Origin of the sequence: Methylobacterium haplocladii (assembly GCF_007992175.1) — a bacterium.
In the GTDB taxonomy this organism is placed as follows: domain Bacteria; phylum Pseudomonadota; class Alphaproteobacteria; order Rhizobiales; family Beijerinckiaceae; genus Methylobacterium; species Methylobacterium haplocladii.
In genome coordinates this window covers 145,089-160,037 of the sequence record NZ_BJZT01000005.1, presented here as the reverse complement: position 1 = coordinate 160,037, position 14,949 = coordinate 145,089, and the positions used below count along the sequence as shown (strand labels likewise).

Annotated in this window: 19 protein-coding genes; 15 read left to right on the top strand and 4 right to left on the bottom strand. The window is 67.8% G+C overall.

What is annotated here, in order from left to right:
- Positions 1 to 16: 16 nt before the first annotated feature.
- On the bottom strand, positions 17 to 1,342 hold the full coding sequence (locus tag MHA02_RS02940; RefSeq protein ID WP_147076469.1) for an A/G-specific adenine glycosylase: 1,326 nt from the start codon (positions 1,340 to 1,342) through the stop codon (positions 17 to 19).
- Between the two features lie 136 nt (positions 1,343 to 1,478).
- Here MHA02_RS02940 and MHA02_RS02935 point away from each other — a divergent pair, with 136 nt between their 5' ends.
- The 12 genes from MHA02_RS02935 to MHA02_RS02880 all read left to right on the top strand — a co-directional run bounded on the left by MHA02_RS02935 (position 1,479) and on the right by MHA02_RS02880 (position 9,435).
- The gene (locus MHA02_RS02935; RefSeq protein WP_147076468.1) at positions 1,479 to 1,832 is read left to right on the top strand and encodes a DUF1428 domain-containing protein; all 354 of its coding nucleotides are present in this window, start codon (positions 1,479 to 1,481) and stop codon (positions 1,830 to 1,832) included.
- 88 nt (positions 1,833 to 1,920) lie between these two features.
- Entirely contained in the window at positions 1,921 to 2,409 is a 489-nt protein-coding gene (locus MHA02_RS02930) for a DUF721 domain-containing protein (RefSeq protein ID WP_147076467.1), read from the top strand.
- 117 nt (positions 2,410 to 2,526) lie between these two features.
- On the top strand, positions 2,527 to 3,180 hold the full coding sequence (locus tag MHA02_RS02925; RefSeq protein WP_147076466.1) for a thioredoxin domain-containing protein: 654 nt from the start codon (positions 2,527 to 2,529) through the stop codon (positions 3,178 to 3,180).
- 351 nt (positions 3,181 to 3,531) lie between these two features.
- Positions 3,532 to 3,723, top strand: coding sequence for an AtpZ/AtpI family protein (locus MHA02_RS22935; RefSeq protein WP_373318371.1), 192 nt, complete (start codon positions 3,532 to 3,534; stop codon positions 3,721 to 3,723).
- A 114-nt stretch (positions 3,724 to 3,837) separates the two neighbouring features.
- Complete coding sequence (locus MHA02_RS02915) at positions 3,838 to 4,623, top strand: F0F1 ATP synthase subunit A (protein ID WP_147076464.1); 786 nt, start codon at positions 3,838 to 3,840, stop codon at positions 4,621 to 4,623.
- A gap of 53 nt (positions 4,624 to 4,676) precedes the next feature.
- The gene (locus MHA02_RS02910; RefSeq protein ID WP_007566773.1) at positions 4,677 to 4,904 is read left to right on the top strand and encodes a F0F1 ATP synthase subunit C; all 228 of its coding nucleotides are present in this window, start codon (positions 4,677 to 4,679) and stop codon (positions 4,902 to 4,904) included.
- 112 nt (positions 4,905 to 5,016) lie between these two features.
- Positions 5,017 to 5,622 (top strand): F0F1 ATP synthase subunit B family protein, encoded by a 606-nt coding sequence (locus MHA02_RS02905; protein ID WP_147076463.1) that lies wholly within the window; start codon positions 5,017 to 5,019, stop codon positions 5,620 to 5,622.
- A gap of 96 nt (positions 5,623 to 5,718) precedes the next feature.
- On the top strand, positions 5,719 to 6,204 hold the full coding sequence (locus MHA02_RS02900) for a F0F1 ATP synthase subunit B family protein (RefSeq protein ID WP_174804641.1): 486 nt from the start codon (positions 5,719 to 5,721) through the stop codon (positions 6,202 to 6,204).
- A 67-nt stretch (positions 6,205 to 6,271) separates the two neighbouring features.
- Complete coding sequence (locus MHA02_RS02895; protein ID WP_147076461.1) at positions 6,272 to 7,321, top strand: saccharopine dehydrogenase family protein; 1,050 nt, start codon at positions 6,272 to 6,274, stop codon at positions 7,319 to 7,321.
- A gap of 121 nt (positions 7,322 to 7,442) precedes the next feature.
- Positions 7,443 to 7,631 carry a DUF1192 domain-containing protein gene (locus MHA02_RS02890; RefSeq protein ID WP_147076460.1) on the top strand — a complete coding sequence of 63 codons (189 nt, stop codon included), beginning with the start codon at positions 7,443 to 7,445 and terminating at the stop codon, positions 7,629 to 7,631.
- A gap of 119 nt (positions 7,632 to 7,750) precedes the next feature.
- Positions 7,751 to 8,677: an ABC transporter ATP-binding protein gene (locus MHA02_RS02885; protein ID WP_147076459.1), complete on the top strand. Its 927-nt coding sequence runs from the start codon at positions 7,751 to 7,753 to the stop codon at positions 8,675 to 8,677.
- Positions 8,674 to 9,435, top strand: coding sequence for an ABC transporter permease (locus MHA02_RS02880; protein WP_147076458.1), 762 nt, complete (start codon positions 8,674 to 8,676; stop codon positions 9,433 to 9,435). The genes MHA02_RS02885 and MHA02_RS02880 overlap by 4 nt, the downstream gene beginning before the upstream one ends.
- 4 nt (positions 9,436 to 9,439) lie before the next feature.
- Here the strand turns inward: MHA02_RS02880 and MHA02_RS02875 are convergent, their stop codons facing one another.
- Positions 9,440 to 10,207 (bottom strand): alpha/beta fold hydrolase, encoded by a 768-nt coding sequence (locus MHA02_RS02875; RefSeq protein WP_147076457.1) that lies wholly within the window; start codon positions 10,205 to 10,207, stop codon positions 9,440 to 9,442.
- A gap of 115 nt (positions 10,208 to 10,322) precedes the next feature.
- On the opposite strand from MHA02_RS02875, the gene MHA02_RS02870 reads away from it, so the two are divergent.
- Positions 10,323 to 11,150, top strand: a complete 828-nt coding sequence (locus tag MHA02_RS02870) for an FkbM family methyltransferase (RefSeq protein WP_147076456.1) — start codon at positions 10,323 to 10,325, stop codon at positions 11,148 to 11,150.
- Between the two features lie 228 nt (positions 11,151 to 11,378).
- Here the strand turns inward: MHA02_RS02870 and sfsA are convergent, their stop codons facing one another.
- Entirely contained in the window at positions 11,379 to 12,095 is a 717-nt protein-coding gene (sfsA, locus tag MHA02_RS02865) for a DNA/RNA nuclease SfsA (protein WP_147076455.1), read from the bottom strand.
- Positions 12,096 to 12,200: 105 nt separating this feature from the next.
- On the opposite strand from sfsA, the gene MHA02_RS02860 reads away from it, so the two are divergent.
- The gene (locus MHA02_RS02860) at positions 12,201 to 12,941 is read left to right on the top strand and encodes a competence/damage-inducible protein A (RefSeq protein ID WP_147076454.1); all 741 of its coding nucleotides are present in this window, start codon (positions 12,201 to 12,203) and stop codon (positions 12,939 to 12,941) included.
- A 91-nt stretch (positions 12,942 to 13,032) separates the two neighbouring features.
- Positions 13,033 to 13,890: a formate/nitrite transporter family protein gene (locus tag MHA02_RS02855; RefSeq protein WP_147076453.1), complete on the top strand. Its 858-nt coding sequence runs from the start codon at positions 13,033 to 13,035 to the stop codon at positions 13,888 to 13,890.
- Here MHA02_RS02855 and MHA02_RS02850 read toward each other — a convergent pair.
- The gene (locus tag MHA02_RS02850) at positions 13,887 to 14,807 is read right to left on the bottom strand and encodes a bestrophin family protein (protein ID WP_147076452.1); all 921 of its coding nucleotides are present in this window, start codon (positions 14,805 to 14,807) and stop codon (positions 13,887 to 13,889) included. The two genes, MHA02_RS02855 and MHA02_RS02850, sit on opposite strands and share 4 nt — an antisense overlap.
- Between the last annotated feature and the right edge of the window lie 142 nt (positions 14,808 to 14,949).

The window sequence follows — 14,949 nt, the reverse complement described above, 5'->3', positions numbered from 1 at the left end:
CTGACCGCGGGGTCGATCAGCGCGGACGCGTCCGAAGTCTTCCGCGCTTGCGCTTCGCGGCCGGGGGCGGTTCGGTCTCGGCGGGGCTTTCGAACTCTCTGTCGATCACATCCGCCGGCGGGGCCACGACGACGCGCGGTGCCGGCTTCGGCACCGGGCGAAAGGTTCTGTGCGGTCCGGCCGGCTGCGGTTCGGGCTCGGCGAAGAGCGGCGCGGGGGCCAATACCGGCACTGGATCGACCCTCGGTCCCTTGGCCTTCGGATCCGGCTTCGGATCGAAGGCGTGGGCGATCACCTTCTTGATCACGCCGGGCAGCGGCTCTTCGTCGAGATCGCGCCGGGGCGTGAAGCGCATGCCGGGCGGCGGCGCGGTGCCCAGCGAGACGCGGGCGGCGAACACCGTCAGTTCGAGCGGGAAATGCGTGAAGCCATGGCGCACCAGCCCCGGCAGGCGTTTCCAGCGGGCGTCGAGCGGCGCATCGAGCAGCGCGCGGGCCGGGTCGTAATCCGGCTCCCAGGGACTCATCGGCGGCTCGGCCATCGAACCGAGCAGCCCCTCGGGCGGGCGGGTCCGCAGCAGGATCGCCTCGTCGCCGGCGCGGATCGCCACGAAGGCCGCCCCCCGCCGCAGCGTGCCCTTCACCGCCTTGATCTTGCGTGGAAACGTCTCCTGCAAACCGAGGCCGCGCGCCCGGCAGGGCGCCATCCACGGACACAGCGCACACGCCGGGCGCTTCGGCGTGCAGATCGTCGATCCGAGATCCATCAGGGCCTGTGCGAAGTCGCCCGGCCTGTCCGCCGGGACGAGGGCCTGCGTCAGGGACCGGATCTCGGGGCGCGCGGCGGGGATCGCCGTCTCGACCGCGAACAGCCGGGTCACCACTCGCTCGACATTGCCGTCCACGGCCGCGGCCTGCTGGTCGAAGGCGATCGCGGCGATGGCGCCGGCCGTGTAGGCGCCGATCCCCGGGAGTTTTCGCAGGCTCTCCTCCGTGTCCGGAAAGGCACCCGCAGCGGCCACCGCCTTGGCGCAGGCGTGGAGGTTGCGGGCGCGGGAGTAGTAGCCGAGGCCCGCCCAGGCGGCCATCACGCTTTCCTCCGGGGCGGCGGCGAGCGCCGTAACGTCCGGAAACAGCCCGAGAAACTTGGCGAAGTACGGTTTGACCGCGGCGATGGTGGTCTGCTGCAGCATCACCTCGGACAGCCAGATCCGGTAGGGATCCGGCGTCTCGCCCGGCAGCGCCCGCCACGGCAGTACCCGGCGGTGGCGATCGTACCAGACGAGGAGATCGAGGGCTCTGGGCTGGACAGGCGCGCGAGAGGTGTTGGCGGGCGCGGGCATGGCAAGCGTCTTATCGGCAGCGCGGGTCGCGGCAAAGCCGGCAACGAGGCCTGATGAAGAAGATCGCGGCCGGTGTCGGAAGCCGGCGGGCTCGATCGTCCTGCGATGGTTCGATCGCCCCAACGAGGAGGTTCGCATGCCCTATGTCGACGGGTTCGTCGTGCCGGTGCCGAAGGCCAAGCTCGACGCCTACAAGGAGCTGGCCCGCAAGGCGCGCGACGTCTGGATGGAATACGGTGCCACCGGCTTCGTCGAGTGCATCGGCGACGACGTGCCCCATGGCGAGTTGACCTCCTTCCCCCGCGCCGTTCAGCTCAAGGACGACGAGGTCGTGGCGTTCTCCTGGATCCTCTATGAATCGCGGGCGAGCCGCGACGCAGTCAACGCCAAGGTGATGGCCGACCCGCGCATGAAGCCCGACCCGGACGGTATGCCCTTCGACGGCAAGCGCATGATTTTTGGTGGTTTCATTCCATTCCTCGACCCGTAGCGCAATCATCGCGACGCGCGGCTCCGCTTGCGCTATCCTCGGCGTACGGCGCGTTTCGCGCCGCTTCAGCGATGGGCACCCACAGACCATGGCCCGCGTCAAACCGCTCGCCGATCTGATCGAGGCCTGCATCGGCCCGGCCTTCGCCGCGCAGGGTTTCGCCTCGACCGACATCCTCGCGGCGTGGCCCGAGATCGTCGGCGAGCGCCTTGGCCGCGCCTGCCAGCCGGTGAAGCTCGAATGGCCGCGTCGACCGCGCGGCGAGGCCAATGGGCGCACCGAATCCGGTACGCTTGTGGTGCGGGTCGAAGGCGCCTTCGCGCTCGAACTCCAGCATCTCGTGCCGGTGGTGATACAGCGCATCAACGCACATTACGGATGGGCCTGCGTCGGCCGCATCGTGATGAAGCAAGGCCGCGTCCAGTCCGGCCGGCGCCGAACGGTACCGCCCACGATCGATTCGGCCCGGCGCGGCGAAATCGCGCTGGCGGTCTCACGGATCGAAGAGCACGGCCTGCGCGACGCCCTCGATCGCCTCGGCATCGCCGTGATCGCCTCGGAGCCGCCCCGGCGCTGATGCCGCACGGTTCCGCGCTCGGCCTTTCCGAGCCTGCCGGCGGCTTGCCTTCGCCTGTTCCCGGTTCTACCGCACGCCTATAGAGTGCGTGTCGTCCCAGCGGAGCCTGCCAACGCCATGATCACCCGTCGCGACGTCGTGAAAGCCACCGGTCTCGCCGTCGGCGCGGCCGCTCTCCTGCCCCGCCTGTCGCTCTCGGCGCTGGCCCAGTCGGCCGACACCGCGGCGCTGATGCAGGCCGGTCCCCTCGGCGATGTCTGGCTCGGTCCGGCGGACGCCAAGTGCACGATCATCGAATACGCGTCGCTGACCTGTTCGCACTGCGCGCACTTCCACAAGGTCACCTGGCCGGTTCTGAAGGAGCGCTACATCGATACCGGCAAGGTGCGCTTCACCCTGCGCGAGTTCCCCCTCGACCCCCGTGCGACGGCTGGCTTCATGCTGGCGCGCTGCGAAGGTAATGACAAATACATTCCGATCACGGACCTGCTCTTCGACCAGCAGGAGGCCTGGGCCTTCGTGAAACCGCCGGAATCGCCGATCGACGCCCTCGAGAAGCTGCTGCGTCAGGCCGGCTTCACCAAGGACAAGGTCGAGGCCTGCCTCAAGGACCAGAAGATCTACAGCGCCATCAATGCCGTGAAGACCCGCGGTCTCGACGTGCTGAAGGTCGAGTCGACGCCGACCTTCTTCATCAACGGCCAGAAATTCTCCGGCGCCATGACCATCGAGGACATCGAGAAGGTCATCAAGCCGATCCTCGGCGCCTGACCGAGCGCGAGCGGACCCCTGGCCGGGACGGTTCGAAAAATCGACGATTCTTCAGATTCTGGAATGACTTGGCGGAAAGCGTGGCCGCCTTGACTCGGCATGGGGGCGAAACTATGGTCCGCGCCGTTCGAGGGGTGACCGAACGGTACCCCTTGCTCCCACCGATGTGAGTGGCCTTTGAGCGGCAACGAAGCAGGGGACGGGAGCGGGAACACTCCCGGCGGCTCCGACGGCGACCTCTCCGAGAGGCTGAAGCGTCTCGGGACGCAACTCGATCGGAAGCGGCCCCCGGCCGCTCCTGCATCGTCGCCTCGCTCCGGTGGGTCCGACGGGTCCGCTCTCGGACGGGCCATGCGGCTCTCGACCGAGTTCGTGGCGGGCGTGATCGCCGGAGGGATTCTGGGATGGATCTTCGATCGGCTCCTCGGCACCGCGCCGTGGGGGCTGATGGTCTTCCTCCTGCTCGGGTTCCTCACGGGCATCTACAATGTGATGCGCCTGAGCGGGTTCACCGGGCAGGCGGGCGGAAAAGACCCGCGTTAGGGCATTTTCCGTCGAAACGACGCCGGGGGTCTTGAGACTCGGGGCGCATCGTGTATGGCCACGCGCACAGACCGGTGCGGACGTCGGCACGAAGGATAAGGGGCGGAACAAGGCATGGCGGGCAGCATCGACCCGGCGCACCAGGTAGCGTTGCGACCGGACCCGATCCATCAGTTCGAGCTGCATTCGCTCGTGCCGTTCGGTCATATCGGCAACCAGCAGATCGCTTTCACCCAGTCGGCGCTGTACATGTTCGCAGCCGTCGCGGTGATCACGCTGATCACCATCGTGGCCACTTCCTCGCGCTCGGTCGTTCCGGGCCGCATGCAGTCGCTGGCCGAGATCTTCTACGAGTTCATCGCCGATACCGTGCATCAGGCTACCGGCGACGAGGGCAAGCGGTTCATGCCGCTGGTGTTCTCGCTGTTCATGTTCGTGCTGGTCCTGAACCTCTTCGGCATGATCCCCTACGCCTTCGCGGTGACGAGCCACCTCGTCGTGACCTTCGGCCTCGCGGCCCTGGTGATCGGTGTTGTCGTGGTCTTCGGCGTGATGAAGCACGGCACCCACTTCTTCGGTCTGTTCGTGCCGTCGGGCGTACCGAAGCCGCTGCTCGCGCTGCTGGTGCCGATCGAGATCATCTCCTTCATCTCGCGTCCGATCAGCCTCTCGGTGCGTCTCTTCGCGAACGTGCTCGCCGGCCACATCGCGATGAAGATCTTCGCCTTCTTCGTCGTCGGGCTCTTCTCGGCCGGCGCCTGGGGTCTCCTCTTCCCGCTGCCGCTCTTCCTGACGATCGCGCTGACCGCACTCGAATTCCTGGTGGCGGCGCTTCAGGCCTACGTCTTCGCGACGCTGACGGCGATCTACCTCAACGACGCTCTTCACCCCGGCCACTAACGCCGGCTTTTCCCGCCCTAACGCACACCAGATCAAGGAATCAGGAGTTCATAATGGATCCCGTCGCAGCGAAGTACATCGGTGCCGGTCTGGCTTGCCTCGGTATGGCAGGCGCAGGCATCGGCCTCGGCAATCTGTTTGGTCAGTTCCTTGCCGGCGCCCTTCGCAACCCCTCCGCCGCCGACGGCCAGCGCGCCACCCTGCTGCTCGGCTTCGCACTGACGGAAGCACTCGGCATCTTCTCGCTGCTGATCGCGCTGCTCCTGCTCTTCGCCGTCTGATTCTTAGTGAGTGTGCCGTCCCGGGCTTCTGGCCGGGGACGGCGGCTCTCTTCTCAGATCGTGAAGGCGCTCCGCTTGTCGGAGCCGCAAAACTCCGTCACCGGACGAGGCCATGGCCGAGCACAAATCCCTCACGACCCCGCCTGCCAATTCCGACGTGAAGGTCGTCCCGTCTCAAGGCGGGCACGATGCCGGCCACGGCACGGCTCACACCGGGCAGCCCGCGCATGGCGCAGCCTTCCCGCCCTTCGAGACCCATACCTTTCTCGCGCAGCTGATCTGGCTCGCGATCTCCTTCGGCCTGCTCTACTACCTGATGGCCAAGATCGCCCTGCCCCGGATCGAGGCGATCCTGCACGCGCGCTCCAGCCGCCTCGCCACCGATCTCGACGAGGCGCAGCGCATGAAATCCGAGGCCGATGCCGCCGGCGTCGCCTACGAAACCTCTCTGCGTGACGCTCAGGGCAAGGCCCAGGGCATCGCCCAGGAGGCTCGCGCCAAGCTGGCCGCCGAATCCGACAAGCGCCGCAAGGACAAGGAAGCGGAGCTCAACGCCAAGATCGCCGCCTCCGAGACGACGATCCGCGAGAGCACCGCCCGCGCCATGGGCAACGTCCGCGAGATCGCCGGCGAGACCGCCGCGAGCATCGTCGAGCGCCTGACCGGCCACGCGCCGGATCGCGACAGCCTCGACCGTGCCCTCGGCGCCGTTCACTAGAGCGCTCTCAGCCGAAGCAGATACCGGTTCGGTGGCAGAGAGCGCGGCACAACAAAACTAGACGCGCGTATTTCGTAAGGACTTGTGACCGGCATGTTGATGACCGCGGAATTCTGGGTCGCCGTCGCCTTCGTGATCTTCGGCGGGATCGTCTGGAAGGTCGGCGGCTTCGGCATGATGACCAAGGGCCTCGACGGCCGCGCCAAGCGCGTCCGTCACGAGCTCGACGAGGCCAAGCGCCTGCGTGAGGAGGCCGCCGCCGTCCTCGCCGACTACAAGCGCCGCCGCACCGAGGCCGAGAGGGACGCCGAACGCATCGTCGCCGACGCCCACGAGGAGGCCAAGCGCATCGACGCCGAGGGACATGTCCGCCTCGAGGACTACATCGCCCGCCGCACCAGGTCGGCCGAACAGAAGATCGCTCAGGCCGAGGCCCAGGCCGCCGCGCAGGTTCGCGCTGCTGCCGCCGACGCCGCGGTGAAGGTCTCCGAAACGATCCTGCGCGAGCGTCTCCAGGGCCAGACTGCCCAGGACCTCGTCAAGTCGAGCCTCGGTGAGGTGAAGACCCGCCTCCAGGCGTGATCGACTTCGCACGTATGATCGACCAAGCCGCCTTCGGGCGGCTTTTTCGTTTGGGAGATATGCGACCGTGAGCGCGTTCCTGATCTACGGCGCGACCGGCTACACTGGCCGGCTCTGCGCTGAGCATGCGGTCGCGCGCGGGCTGCGCCCCGTCCTCGCCGGGCGGAACGTCGATACGCTGCGAGCGCTCGCCGAAGGCCTGGGGCTCGAATGGCGCGCCTTCGGCCTCGACGCGTCGGCCGTGGTCCGGGACGGCCTCGCCGGGATGAAGGTGGTGCTGCATGCCGCCGGCCCGTTCTCGGCGACCGCCCGGCCCATGGCCGAGGCCTGCCTCGCGACGGGCACACACTACGTCGACATCACCGGCGAGATCGACGTGATCGAGGCGCTCGCCGCGCGCGGCCGCGAGGCCGAAGCCGCCGGGGTGATGCTTCTGCCGGGGGCAGGGTTCGACGTCGTGCCCAGCGATTGCCTCGCCGCCCATGTCGCGGCGCGGCTCCCCGGCGCCACGCGGCTGCGAATTTCGATCGGCGGTTTCCAGGGAATCAGCCGCGGCACGGCCAAGACCATGCTGGAAGGCGTCGCCTACGGCACCCGCGTGCGCCGGGGCGGCCGCATCGTCGAGATCGCCGACACGCCCCGCGCCAGCGCCGATTTCGGCTCCGGCCCGCGCCCCACCATCGGGCTCGGCTGGGGCGACGTCGCGACAGCGTGGTATTCGACGAGGATTCCCGACATCGACGTGTTCTTCCAGGCCTCCCCTGCACTCGCTCGCGCGGCGGTGATGCCGCGTCCCTTCAAGCGGATCCTGGCGGCGGGGTTCAGCCAGCGCCTGCTCAAGCGCGGCATCGAGCGCCGCATGCCGCCCGGCCCGACGCCTGAGGAGCGCGCCCGTTCACGATGCCTGTTCGTTGCCGAGGCATGGGACGATAGCGGCCGCCGCGTCGCCAGCCGGATGGGATCGCCAGAGGGCTACACGCTGACCACGCTGACGGCAGTGGAGATCGCGCGTCGGGCTGCCGAAGGCATTGCCAAACCAGGATTCCAAACGCCGGCAACGGCTTACGGAGCAGACTTCATCCTGTCGTTCGCGGGTATCGAGCGACAGGACCTGTAATTTTTGCCTGTGCTGCGCTCGCAAAGACGGCGAGGACGGTCGGTCGGCTGGACGGCAGGTACCCTCGCCCGCTATTCCCCCGGCGAGCAAGGCGAGGGGCGGCGGCGACGCCGATCGAAGCATGCACGACGACGAGTCCCGGCCGCGCCGGCCCGCGACCCACGAGATCGGGCAGAAGCTCGACGAATTGTCCGTCGGCGACCTCGCCGAGCGCATCGCGCTACTGCGCGCCGAGATCGATCGGCTGGAGGCGGCGAAGACCGCGAAGGAGGCGGCACGTCAGGCAGCCGGCTCGATCTTCAAGAGCTGAACCGGGAGGCCATCGCCCGGTGCCGTCCTGCGACACCCACGGGTCCGACCGCGTCCCGAGGGACGTGCTATAGCCGCCCTCCCCGCGATGGCGGGTCGATTTTGCACATAAAGGCCGCGATGCAGCCGATCATCACGATCACCGATCTTTCAAAGACCTATGCCTCCGGCCTCGCCGCGTTGAAGAACGTGAATCTCGAGATCCGGCGCGGCGAGATCTTTGCGTTGCTCGGCCCCAACGGTGCGGGCAAGTCGACGCTGATCAACATCGTCTGCGGCATCGTCACGCCGACCACAGGCACCATCGTCGCCGACGGGTACGACATCGCCGCCGATTACCGTGCCGCACGCCGTCTGATCGGACTCGTGCCGCAGGAACTCACCACCGACGCCTTCGAGACGGTGTTCAACACCGTGAGCTTCAGCCGCGGCCTGTTCGGCCTGCGCAAGGATCCGGGCCATATCGAGCGGGTGCTCAAGGAGCTGTCGCTCTGGGACAAGCGCGACAGCAAGATCATGACGCTGTCGGGCGGCATGAAGCGCCGGGTGCTCATCGCCAAGGCGCTCAGCCACGAGCCCAAAATCCTCTTCCTCGACGAGCCGACGGCGGGCGTCGACGTCGAGCTGCGCCAGGACATGTGGCGGATGGTGCGGCGGCTTCGCGAATCGGGCGTCACCGTCATCCTCACCACTCACTACATCGAGGAGGCCGAGGAGATGGCCGACCGGGTCGGCGTGATCCGCAAGGGCGAGATCGTGCTGGTGGAGGAAAAGGCCGAGCTGATGCGCAAGCTCGGCAAGAAACAGCTCACGCTGCACCTGCAGGACAAGCTTGACACGATTCCCGAGCTGCTCGCCGACCACGACCTGAACCTCGCCGGCAACGGCAGCGAGCTGGTCTATACCTATGACACCAGGGGTGGGCGCACCGGTATCACCGGGCTCCTCACGGATCTCGCTGCCGCCGGCATCCGCTTCCAGGACCTCCACACCAGCCAGAGTTCGCTCGAAGAAATCTTCGTGGATCTGGTGAGGGAACAGGCATGAACGCCCCCGCGATCCGCGCCATCTACGGCTTCGAGATGACGCGCTTCTGGCGCACGGCGCTGCAAAGCATCGTCGCACCGGTGGTCTCGACCTCGCTCTACTTCGTGGTGTTCGGCGCGGCCATCGGCGCGCGCGTGCAGGAGGTCGACGGCGTCCCCTACGGCGCCTTCATCGTGCCGGGGCTGATGATGCTCTCGCTTCTGACGCAGAGCATCGCCAACGCCTCTTTCGGCATCTACTTCCCGCGGTTCTCCGGCACGATCTACGAGCTGCTTTCGGCGCCCGTCTCGCCCTTCGACATCGTCGCCGGTTATGTCGGCGCGGCGGCGACGAAGTCGATCCTGATCGGCCTGATCATCCTGGCCACGGCGGCCGTGTTCGTGCCGCTGCACATCGCGCATCCGGTCTGGATGATCTTCTTCCTGCTGCTCACGGCCCTGACGTTCAGCCTGTTCGGCTTCGTCATCGGCCTCTGGGCCGACGGCTTCGAGAAGCTGCAGCTGGTGCCGCTGCTGATCGTGACGCCGCTGACCTTCCTCGGCGGCAGTTTCTACTCGATCGACGTGTTGCCGCCGTTCTGGCGGGCCGTCAGTCACCTCAACCCCGTCGTCTACCTGATCAGCGGATTCCGCTGGGCCTTCTTCGGCCGCGCTGACGTGAGCATCGGCATCTGCCTCGCCATGGCGGCCCTGTTCCTGGTGCTCTGCCTCGGGGCGGTGACCTGGATGTTCAGGACGGGGTATCGGCTGAAGAGCTGACGGATCACGTCCGCTTCTTCAGGAACTCCAACACGCCCGCCCGGTGCGCGCGGTCGCCCACTGCGGTGCTGTGGTCGCGGTTCGGCAGTTCCAGATAGCTCGCGTTGGGCATCAGCTTGGCCAGCGCCTCGCCTGAGCCGGCCACCGTGTCGAGGGTTCCGACCGAGACCAGCGTGGGCGTCTCGATCAACGCCAGTTCCGCCCGCGACAATCGCTGACGCGCGCAGCGGATGCAGGCGGCCAGCGCGCGCAGGTCGCTCTTGGTCTGTTCGGCGAAGGCGCGGAAGGCGGCGGCCGTCGGGTTCGCGGCCGGCGTGCCGGGGGGCGCTTCCAATGCCTCGGCGATGCCGTCGGGCAGGCCGCCCTTGCCGTCGACCATGTAGAGGCCGAGCCCACCCATCAGCAGCGAGCGCACGCGGTCGGGATGGTCGAGCGCCAGCACCGCGCTGATGCGCGCGCCCATCGAGTAGCCCATCACGTCGGCCCGTTCGATGCCGAGATGGTCGAGGAGCCGAAGGGCGTCGCCGGACATGATGTCGGTGCCGTAGGCCTCGGGCGCGTAGAGTTTCTGGCTCTGGCCGTGGCCCCGGTTGTCGAGCGCGATCACCCGGTAGCCGGCATCCGTCAGCGTGCGCACCCAGAGCGTGTTCACCCAATTGACCGCGTGGGTCGAGGCGAAGCCGTGGACGAGCAGCACGGGATCGCCTGTGCCGCCTCTGGCCGAGACGTCGATGAAGGCGATGGTCACGCCGTCGGAATCGAAGGTCTGCACGGTGTTCGTCCTCGCTTTGCGGTCTCTTGGCGCGACGGCCGGCAAAAATCAAAGCGCCCGCGGCGCTTTGCACCCGACTTGCCGCGGATCGATCCGGCTGGCATCACCCCTCGGCATGAAGGACACGCAGCCCTACGGCACCTACGCCCCGACCGGGCTCGTCGCCCGCATCGCCGCTCACACGCAGACGCTGCCCGAGGGGAGTTGGCGCGGGCGCCGCACGGCGATGCTGCTGCGGCGGATCGCGATCTCGATGCTGCGGGGCAAGCCCCTCGACGTCGAGCGCTACGGCGCACGGATGCGGCTGCACCCCTACGACAACAATTGCGAGAAGAAGGTGCTGTTCACGCCGCAGTTCTTCGATTCCGAGGAGCGGGCGATCCTCAAGGCGCGGATGCCGGAGAACGGCGTGTTTCTCGACATCGGCGCGAATATCGGCGCCTACGCGCTGTTCGTCGGAGCCTTCGCCGGGCCGCAGGCCAAGATCCTGGCGGTCGAGCCGCAGCCGGCCGTGTTCGACAAGCTGATCTACAATATCGGCCAGAACCCCTACGGCACCATCAAGGCTGTGGCCTGCGCTGTCGCCGACAAGGCCGGCGAGCTGACCCTGTTCATCGACATGCGCAACCAGGGCGAGTCGAGCGTCAAGATCGTCGGCACCAACCAGGGCGCCGAGATCAAGGTGCCGGCGGTGACGCTGCTCGGGCTGTGCCACTCCGAGGGGATTTCCAAGATCGACGCGGTGAAGCTCGACGTCGAGGGCGCCGAAGACCTGATTCTCGAGCCGTTCCTGCGCGAGGCGCCGAAAAGCCTGCTGCCGAAGCTGCTCATCGTCGAGAACGGCACCGAGCAATGGCACATCGATCTGCCGGCACTGCTCGAAGGCTACGGCTACCGCCGTCTCGCCAAGACCCGGCTGAACCTGATGTTCGAGCGGGATTGATCTTTCGTACTTTGGCAGAGCTTGCGTGATGGTATTTGAGCACTGCGCTGTCTTTCCGGGGCTCGCCAAAGGCGAGAACCCGGAATCCAGAGCCGCACACGGATCCGAATGTTGCGGGACAGTGCGTTTTTCGGCGACCGTCGGCGGCTCTGGATTCCGGGTTCCGCTGCGCGGCCCCGGAATGACGGAGCGGAGCCCCGAGCCGTCAGATTCAGCCATGACAGCGGGCTAGCCGGGCGTGACCACGGGAACCGCGTCTGCGATGACGACCTCGTCCGGCCCGACCCGGCAGCGATAGGCGTGGACTTCGACTCCGGCCGCACGAGCCGCCTGAAACGCCCGGTCGAAGGCCGGATCGATATCGCGGGCGACGTCGAAGGCTTGCGCCCGCATCTGCACCACGACGATCAGCATCGCCCGGCCGCCCGACGCGACGACGTTGGCGAGTTCCGCCATGTGGCGGGCGCTGCGGGCGGCCTTGCAATCAGGGAACTCGGCGAGGCCGGCCTGCCGCATCAGGTGGCAGTTCTTCACCTCGACATGGCAGGGTGGCAGCCCCTCCCCCGTCGCCAGGAAGTCGACCCGGCTCGCCGTTCCGTAGGCGACCTCGGGCCGTAGCCCGGTATAGCCGGCGAGCGGACCCAGCGCCCCGGCATGAAACGCCTCCGCCACCAGGGCGTTCGGGCGCATCGTGTTGATCCCGACCCATTGCGGCCCGCCCGGCAGGTCGGCCTCGATGAGCTCCCAGGAATACGGAAGCTTCCGCGTCTTGCTGTCGGAGGTCGAGAGCAGCACGCGGCTCCCCGGCGCGTTCAGCCCGAGCATTGCGCCGGGATTGGCGCAATGGGCGGTGACGGTGGTGCCGTCGGAGAGCACCACGTCGGCGAGGAAGCGCTTGTAGCGCTGGACCAGCCGCGCTTCGATCAGGGGTTTCGGGAAACGCATCGCGGCCGCGTAGCACCGGAGTGCCGCGACGCGAAGCTGCTGGTGCCGAGCTCGGGGCGCGCTACTTGCCACGCTCTGCCGTCCCTTGCCCGCCCCAGAGTTCCGATGCCCGAGCCGACCCCCGCCGTCACCGCCGCCGTGCTCGTCATCGGCGACGAAATCCTGTCCGGCCGCACCAAGGACAAGAACATCGGATCGATCGCCGAGCGGCTCACCGCAATCGGCATCGACCTGCGCGAAGTCCGCGTCGTGCCCGACGTCACGGAGGAAATCGTCGCGTCGGTGAATGCCCTGCGCGCCCGCTACACCTACCTGTTCACCACGGGTGGCATCGGCCCGACCCATGACGACATCACCGCCGACAGCATCGCTGCCGCCTTCGGAGTCGGCATCGGCATCGACGAGCGCGCTCGCGCGATGCTGCTGGAGCGGCACAGGCCGGAGGACCTCAACGCGGCACGCCTGCGCATGGCCCGCATCCCCGACGGGGCCGACCTGATCCCGAACCCGGTCTCGAAGGCGCCGGGCTTTTCCATCGGCAACGTCTTCGTCATGGCGGGCGTGCCGCAGATCATGAACGCCATGCTCGACGCGATCCTGCCGGGCCTGTCGCAGGGCGTCCCCGTGCTCTCGGAGACCATCGAGGCCGGGAAGCTCCCCGAAGGCGCCTTCGCGGGTGGCCTCGCGACAATCGCGGCGGCGCATGGGAGCGTGTCGATCGGCTCCTACCCTTCGATGACACAGGAGGGTTTTGCCAACCGCATCGTCGTGCGTGGCCGGGAGGCCGAGGCTGTGGCGGCTGCGCGCGCCGAGATCGAGGCCCTGCTCGCCGGCCTGCTTCGGTGAGATCCGAACCGACGTTCCACGGCGCGCGCGTCCGGGGATAGAATCCGCCGTCCCGGACGTTTGGCTCCATCGTCGATCGTTCGAGAATGCCATGACCGAGGTAGACCGCGCCGAAGCAGCCGAAAAGCAGCGGGAGACCGAGGAGGAAGTCGAAGAAGCGCATCGCCCGGATGCGCTGTTGCTGCACGAGATCATCCGCGCCGAGGGCGAGGAGGAGTTGCGTCGCACGGTGACCGCGCTTGCGCTGTCGGGCTTCGCAGCCGGACTCACGATGGGCTTCTCGCTGATCGTGCCGGGCGTCCTCAAGGCGCACCTGCCGGAATCGCCCTGGGCCGAACTGGTCTCCAGCTTCGGCTACTCGATCGGCTTCCTGATCGTCGTGCTCGGGCGCCAGCAGCTCTTTACCGAAAATACGGTCACGCCGATCCTGCCGCTGCTGCACGAGCGCACCCTCGCCAACCTCTGGCGCGTGGCGCGGCTCTGGGTGATCGTACTCGTCGCCAACATCGCGGCGACCCTGCTGATCGCCTATGCCCTCGGCCATTCCGACGCGTTCAAGCCCGAGGTCCGGGCGGCCTTCACCGAACTCAGCCGCCATGCCGTCGAAGGGCCGTTCCTGACGACGCTGGTCAAGGCGATCTTCGCCGGCTGGCTGATCGCACTGATGGTCTGGATCCTGCCGGCCACCGGCTCGGCCGCCCCGTTCATCATCATCCTGATGACCTGGCTCGTCTCGATGTGCGGGCTCGCCCACATCGTCGCCGGCTCGGTCGACGCGTTCTACCTCGTCGTGACGGGCTCGATCGGGATGGGCGAATATGTCGGGCACTTCTTCGTCCCGACGCTCGTCGGCAACGTGATCGGCGGCGTCGCCCTGGTCTCGGTGCTGAACTACGGCCAGGTCGCGCCCGAGGTCGCGGAGAACGATGCGGCTGCGGGCAAGACCTAACGCAGCACGTAGCCTTTCGGCTTCGGTGGCATCGGTGCGGCCTCGCCCAGCGCATCGAACACCGCGGCATCGACGACGCTGAGCAGGGCGTCCAGCGGCAGGTCGTTGGCGTCGGTGCCGAAGGGCTCCTCCAGCTCGTCGCCCAGCGCATCGAGGCCGAAGAAGGTGTAGGCGACGAGGGCCGCTGCCAACGGCGTCGTCCAGCCGAGGGAGGCGGCGAGGCCGAAGGGCAGCAGAAGGCAGTAGAGCCAAGCCGTCCGGTAGAGCAGCAGCGTGTAGGCGAAGGGCAGTGGCGTGCCGTGAATGCGCTCGCACACCGCCTGGATCTGCGACAGAGCCGCGATCTTCTGTTCGATCACCCCGAAGAGCACGTCCGTGAGCGCCCCCGTGCGCTGGACCGTACCAAGATCGACGGTGAGATCCGCGAGGATGGCATCGGCCACGCTGGGGCGCTGCGCCAGCGTCCCGGCCTCTGCGACCGGGAGCCAGGGCGTGGCAGCGGCCACTACGTCGCCGCCCCGCAACGAGGCATGCAGCGCATGCGAAAACCCTGCGATCCGGCGCAGGGCGCGCCGGCGGAACGCTTCGTGCTCCGGCCCCGGCAGCAGCGCCGGCAGCGTCCGGGCGAGGCCGCGAACCTCGACGATCAGCGCGCCCCAGGCCTTCCGCGCCTCCCACCAGCGGTCGTAGCAGGCGCCGTTGCGGAAGCTCAGGAAGATCGACAGCGCCAGACCGATCAGCGTGAACGGCCCGACGCCGACGGCCTCCGGAAAGCGCCCCGGCCATTGCCGCTCCGCCGCCGTGACGAGGCAGGCGACGAGGGCGATGCCGAGCACCTTCGGCGCCACCTGCGGCAGAATCGAGCCGCGCAGGGTGAACAGGATCGCGACGAGGCCGGGACGGGGACGAATGATCATACGCCTCTGATCGACGAGGATCGGGCGTCGCGCCAGAGGGGTTTTTCAAGTCCGGCGACTTCGAGCATTTTCGAGCGAAGCGGCTGCCGGTTCGCGTGAAGAAAACGCGACCACCCATCGAGATTGGCGTGGATTTCTCGAA

Excerpts from the sequence above, each read along its gene's own strand:
- sfsA (WP_147076455.1), bottom strand. The coding sequence starts at position 12,095 with ATGCGTTTCCCGAAACCCCTGATCGAAGCGCGGCTGGTCCAGCGCTAC.
- MHA02_RS02850 (WP_147076452.1), bottom strand. The coding sequence starts at position 14,807 with ATGATCATTCGTCCCCGTCCCGGCCTCGTCGCGATCCTGTTCACCCTG.
- MHA02_RS02880 (WP_147076458.1), top strand. The coding sequence starts at position 8,674 with ATGAACGCCCCCGCGATCCGCGCCATCTACGGCTTCGAGATGACGCGC.
- MHA02_RS02910 (WP_007566773.1), top strand. The coding sequence starts at position 4,677 with ATGGATCCCGTCGCAGCGAAGTACATCGGTGCCGGTCTGGCTTGCCTC.
- MHA02_RS22935 (WP_373318371.1), top strand. The coding sequence starts at position 3,532 with ATGCGGCTCTCGACCGAGTTCGTGGCGGGCGTGATCGCCGGAGGGATT.
- MHA02_RS02905 (WP_147076463.1), top strand. The coding sequence starts at position 5,017 with ATGGCCGAGCACAAATCCCTCACGACCCCGCCTGCCAATTCCGACGTG.
- MHA02_RS02935 (WP_147076468.1), top strand. The coding sequence starts at position 1,479 with ATGCCCTATGTCGACGGGTTCGTCGTGCCGGTGCCGAAGGCCAAGCTC.
- MHA02_RS02870 (WP_147076456.1), top strand. The coding sequence starts at position 10,323 with ATGAAGGACACGCAGCCCTACGGCACCTACGCCCCGACCGGGCTCGTC.
- MHA02_RS02885 (WP_147076459.1), top strand. The coding sequence starts at position 7,751 with ATGCAGCCGATCATCACGATCACCGATCTTTCAAAGACCTATGCCTCC.
- MHA02_RS02890 (WP_147076460.1), top strand. The coding sequence starts at position 7,443 with ATGCACGACGACGAGTCCCGGCCGCGCCGGCCCGCGACCCACGAGATC.
- MHA02_RS02930 (WP_147076467.1), top strand. The coding sequence starts at position 1,921 with ATGGCCCGCGTCAAACCGCTCGCCGATCTGATCGAGGCCTGCATCGGC.
- MHA02_RS02940 (WP_147076469.1), bottom strand. The coding sequence starts at position 1,342 with ATGCCCGCGCCCGCCAACACCTCTCGCGCGCCTGTCCAGCCCAGAGCC.
- MHA02_RS02860 (WP_147076454.1), top strand. The coding sequence starts at position 12,201 with ATGCCCGAGCCGACCCCCGCCGTCACCGCCGCCGTGCTCGTCATCGGC.
- MHA02_RS02915 (WP_147076464.1), top strand. The coding sequence starts at position 3,838 with ATGGCGGGCAGCATCGACCCGGCGCACCAGGTAGCGTTGCGACCGGAC.
- MHA02_RS02925 (WP_147076466.1), top strand. The coding sequence starts at position 2,527 with ATGATCACCCGTCGCGACGTCGTGAAAGCCACCGGTCTCGCCGTCGGC.
- MHA02_RS02855 (WP_147076453.1), top strand. The coding sequence starts at position 13,033 with ATGACCGAGGTAGACCGCGCCGAAGCAGCCGAAAAGCAGCGGGAGACC.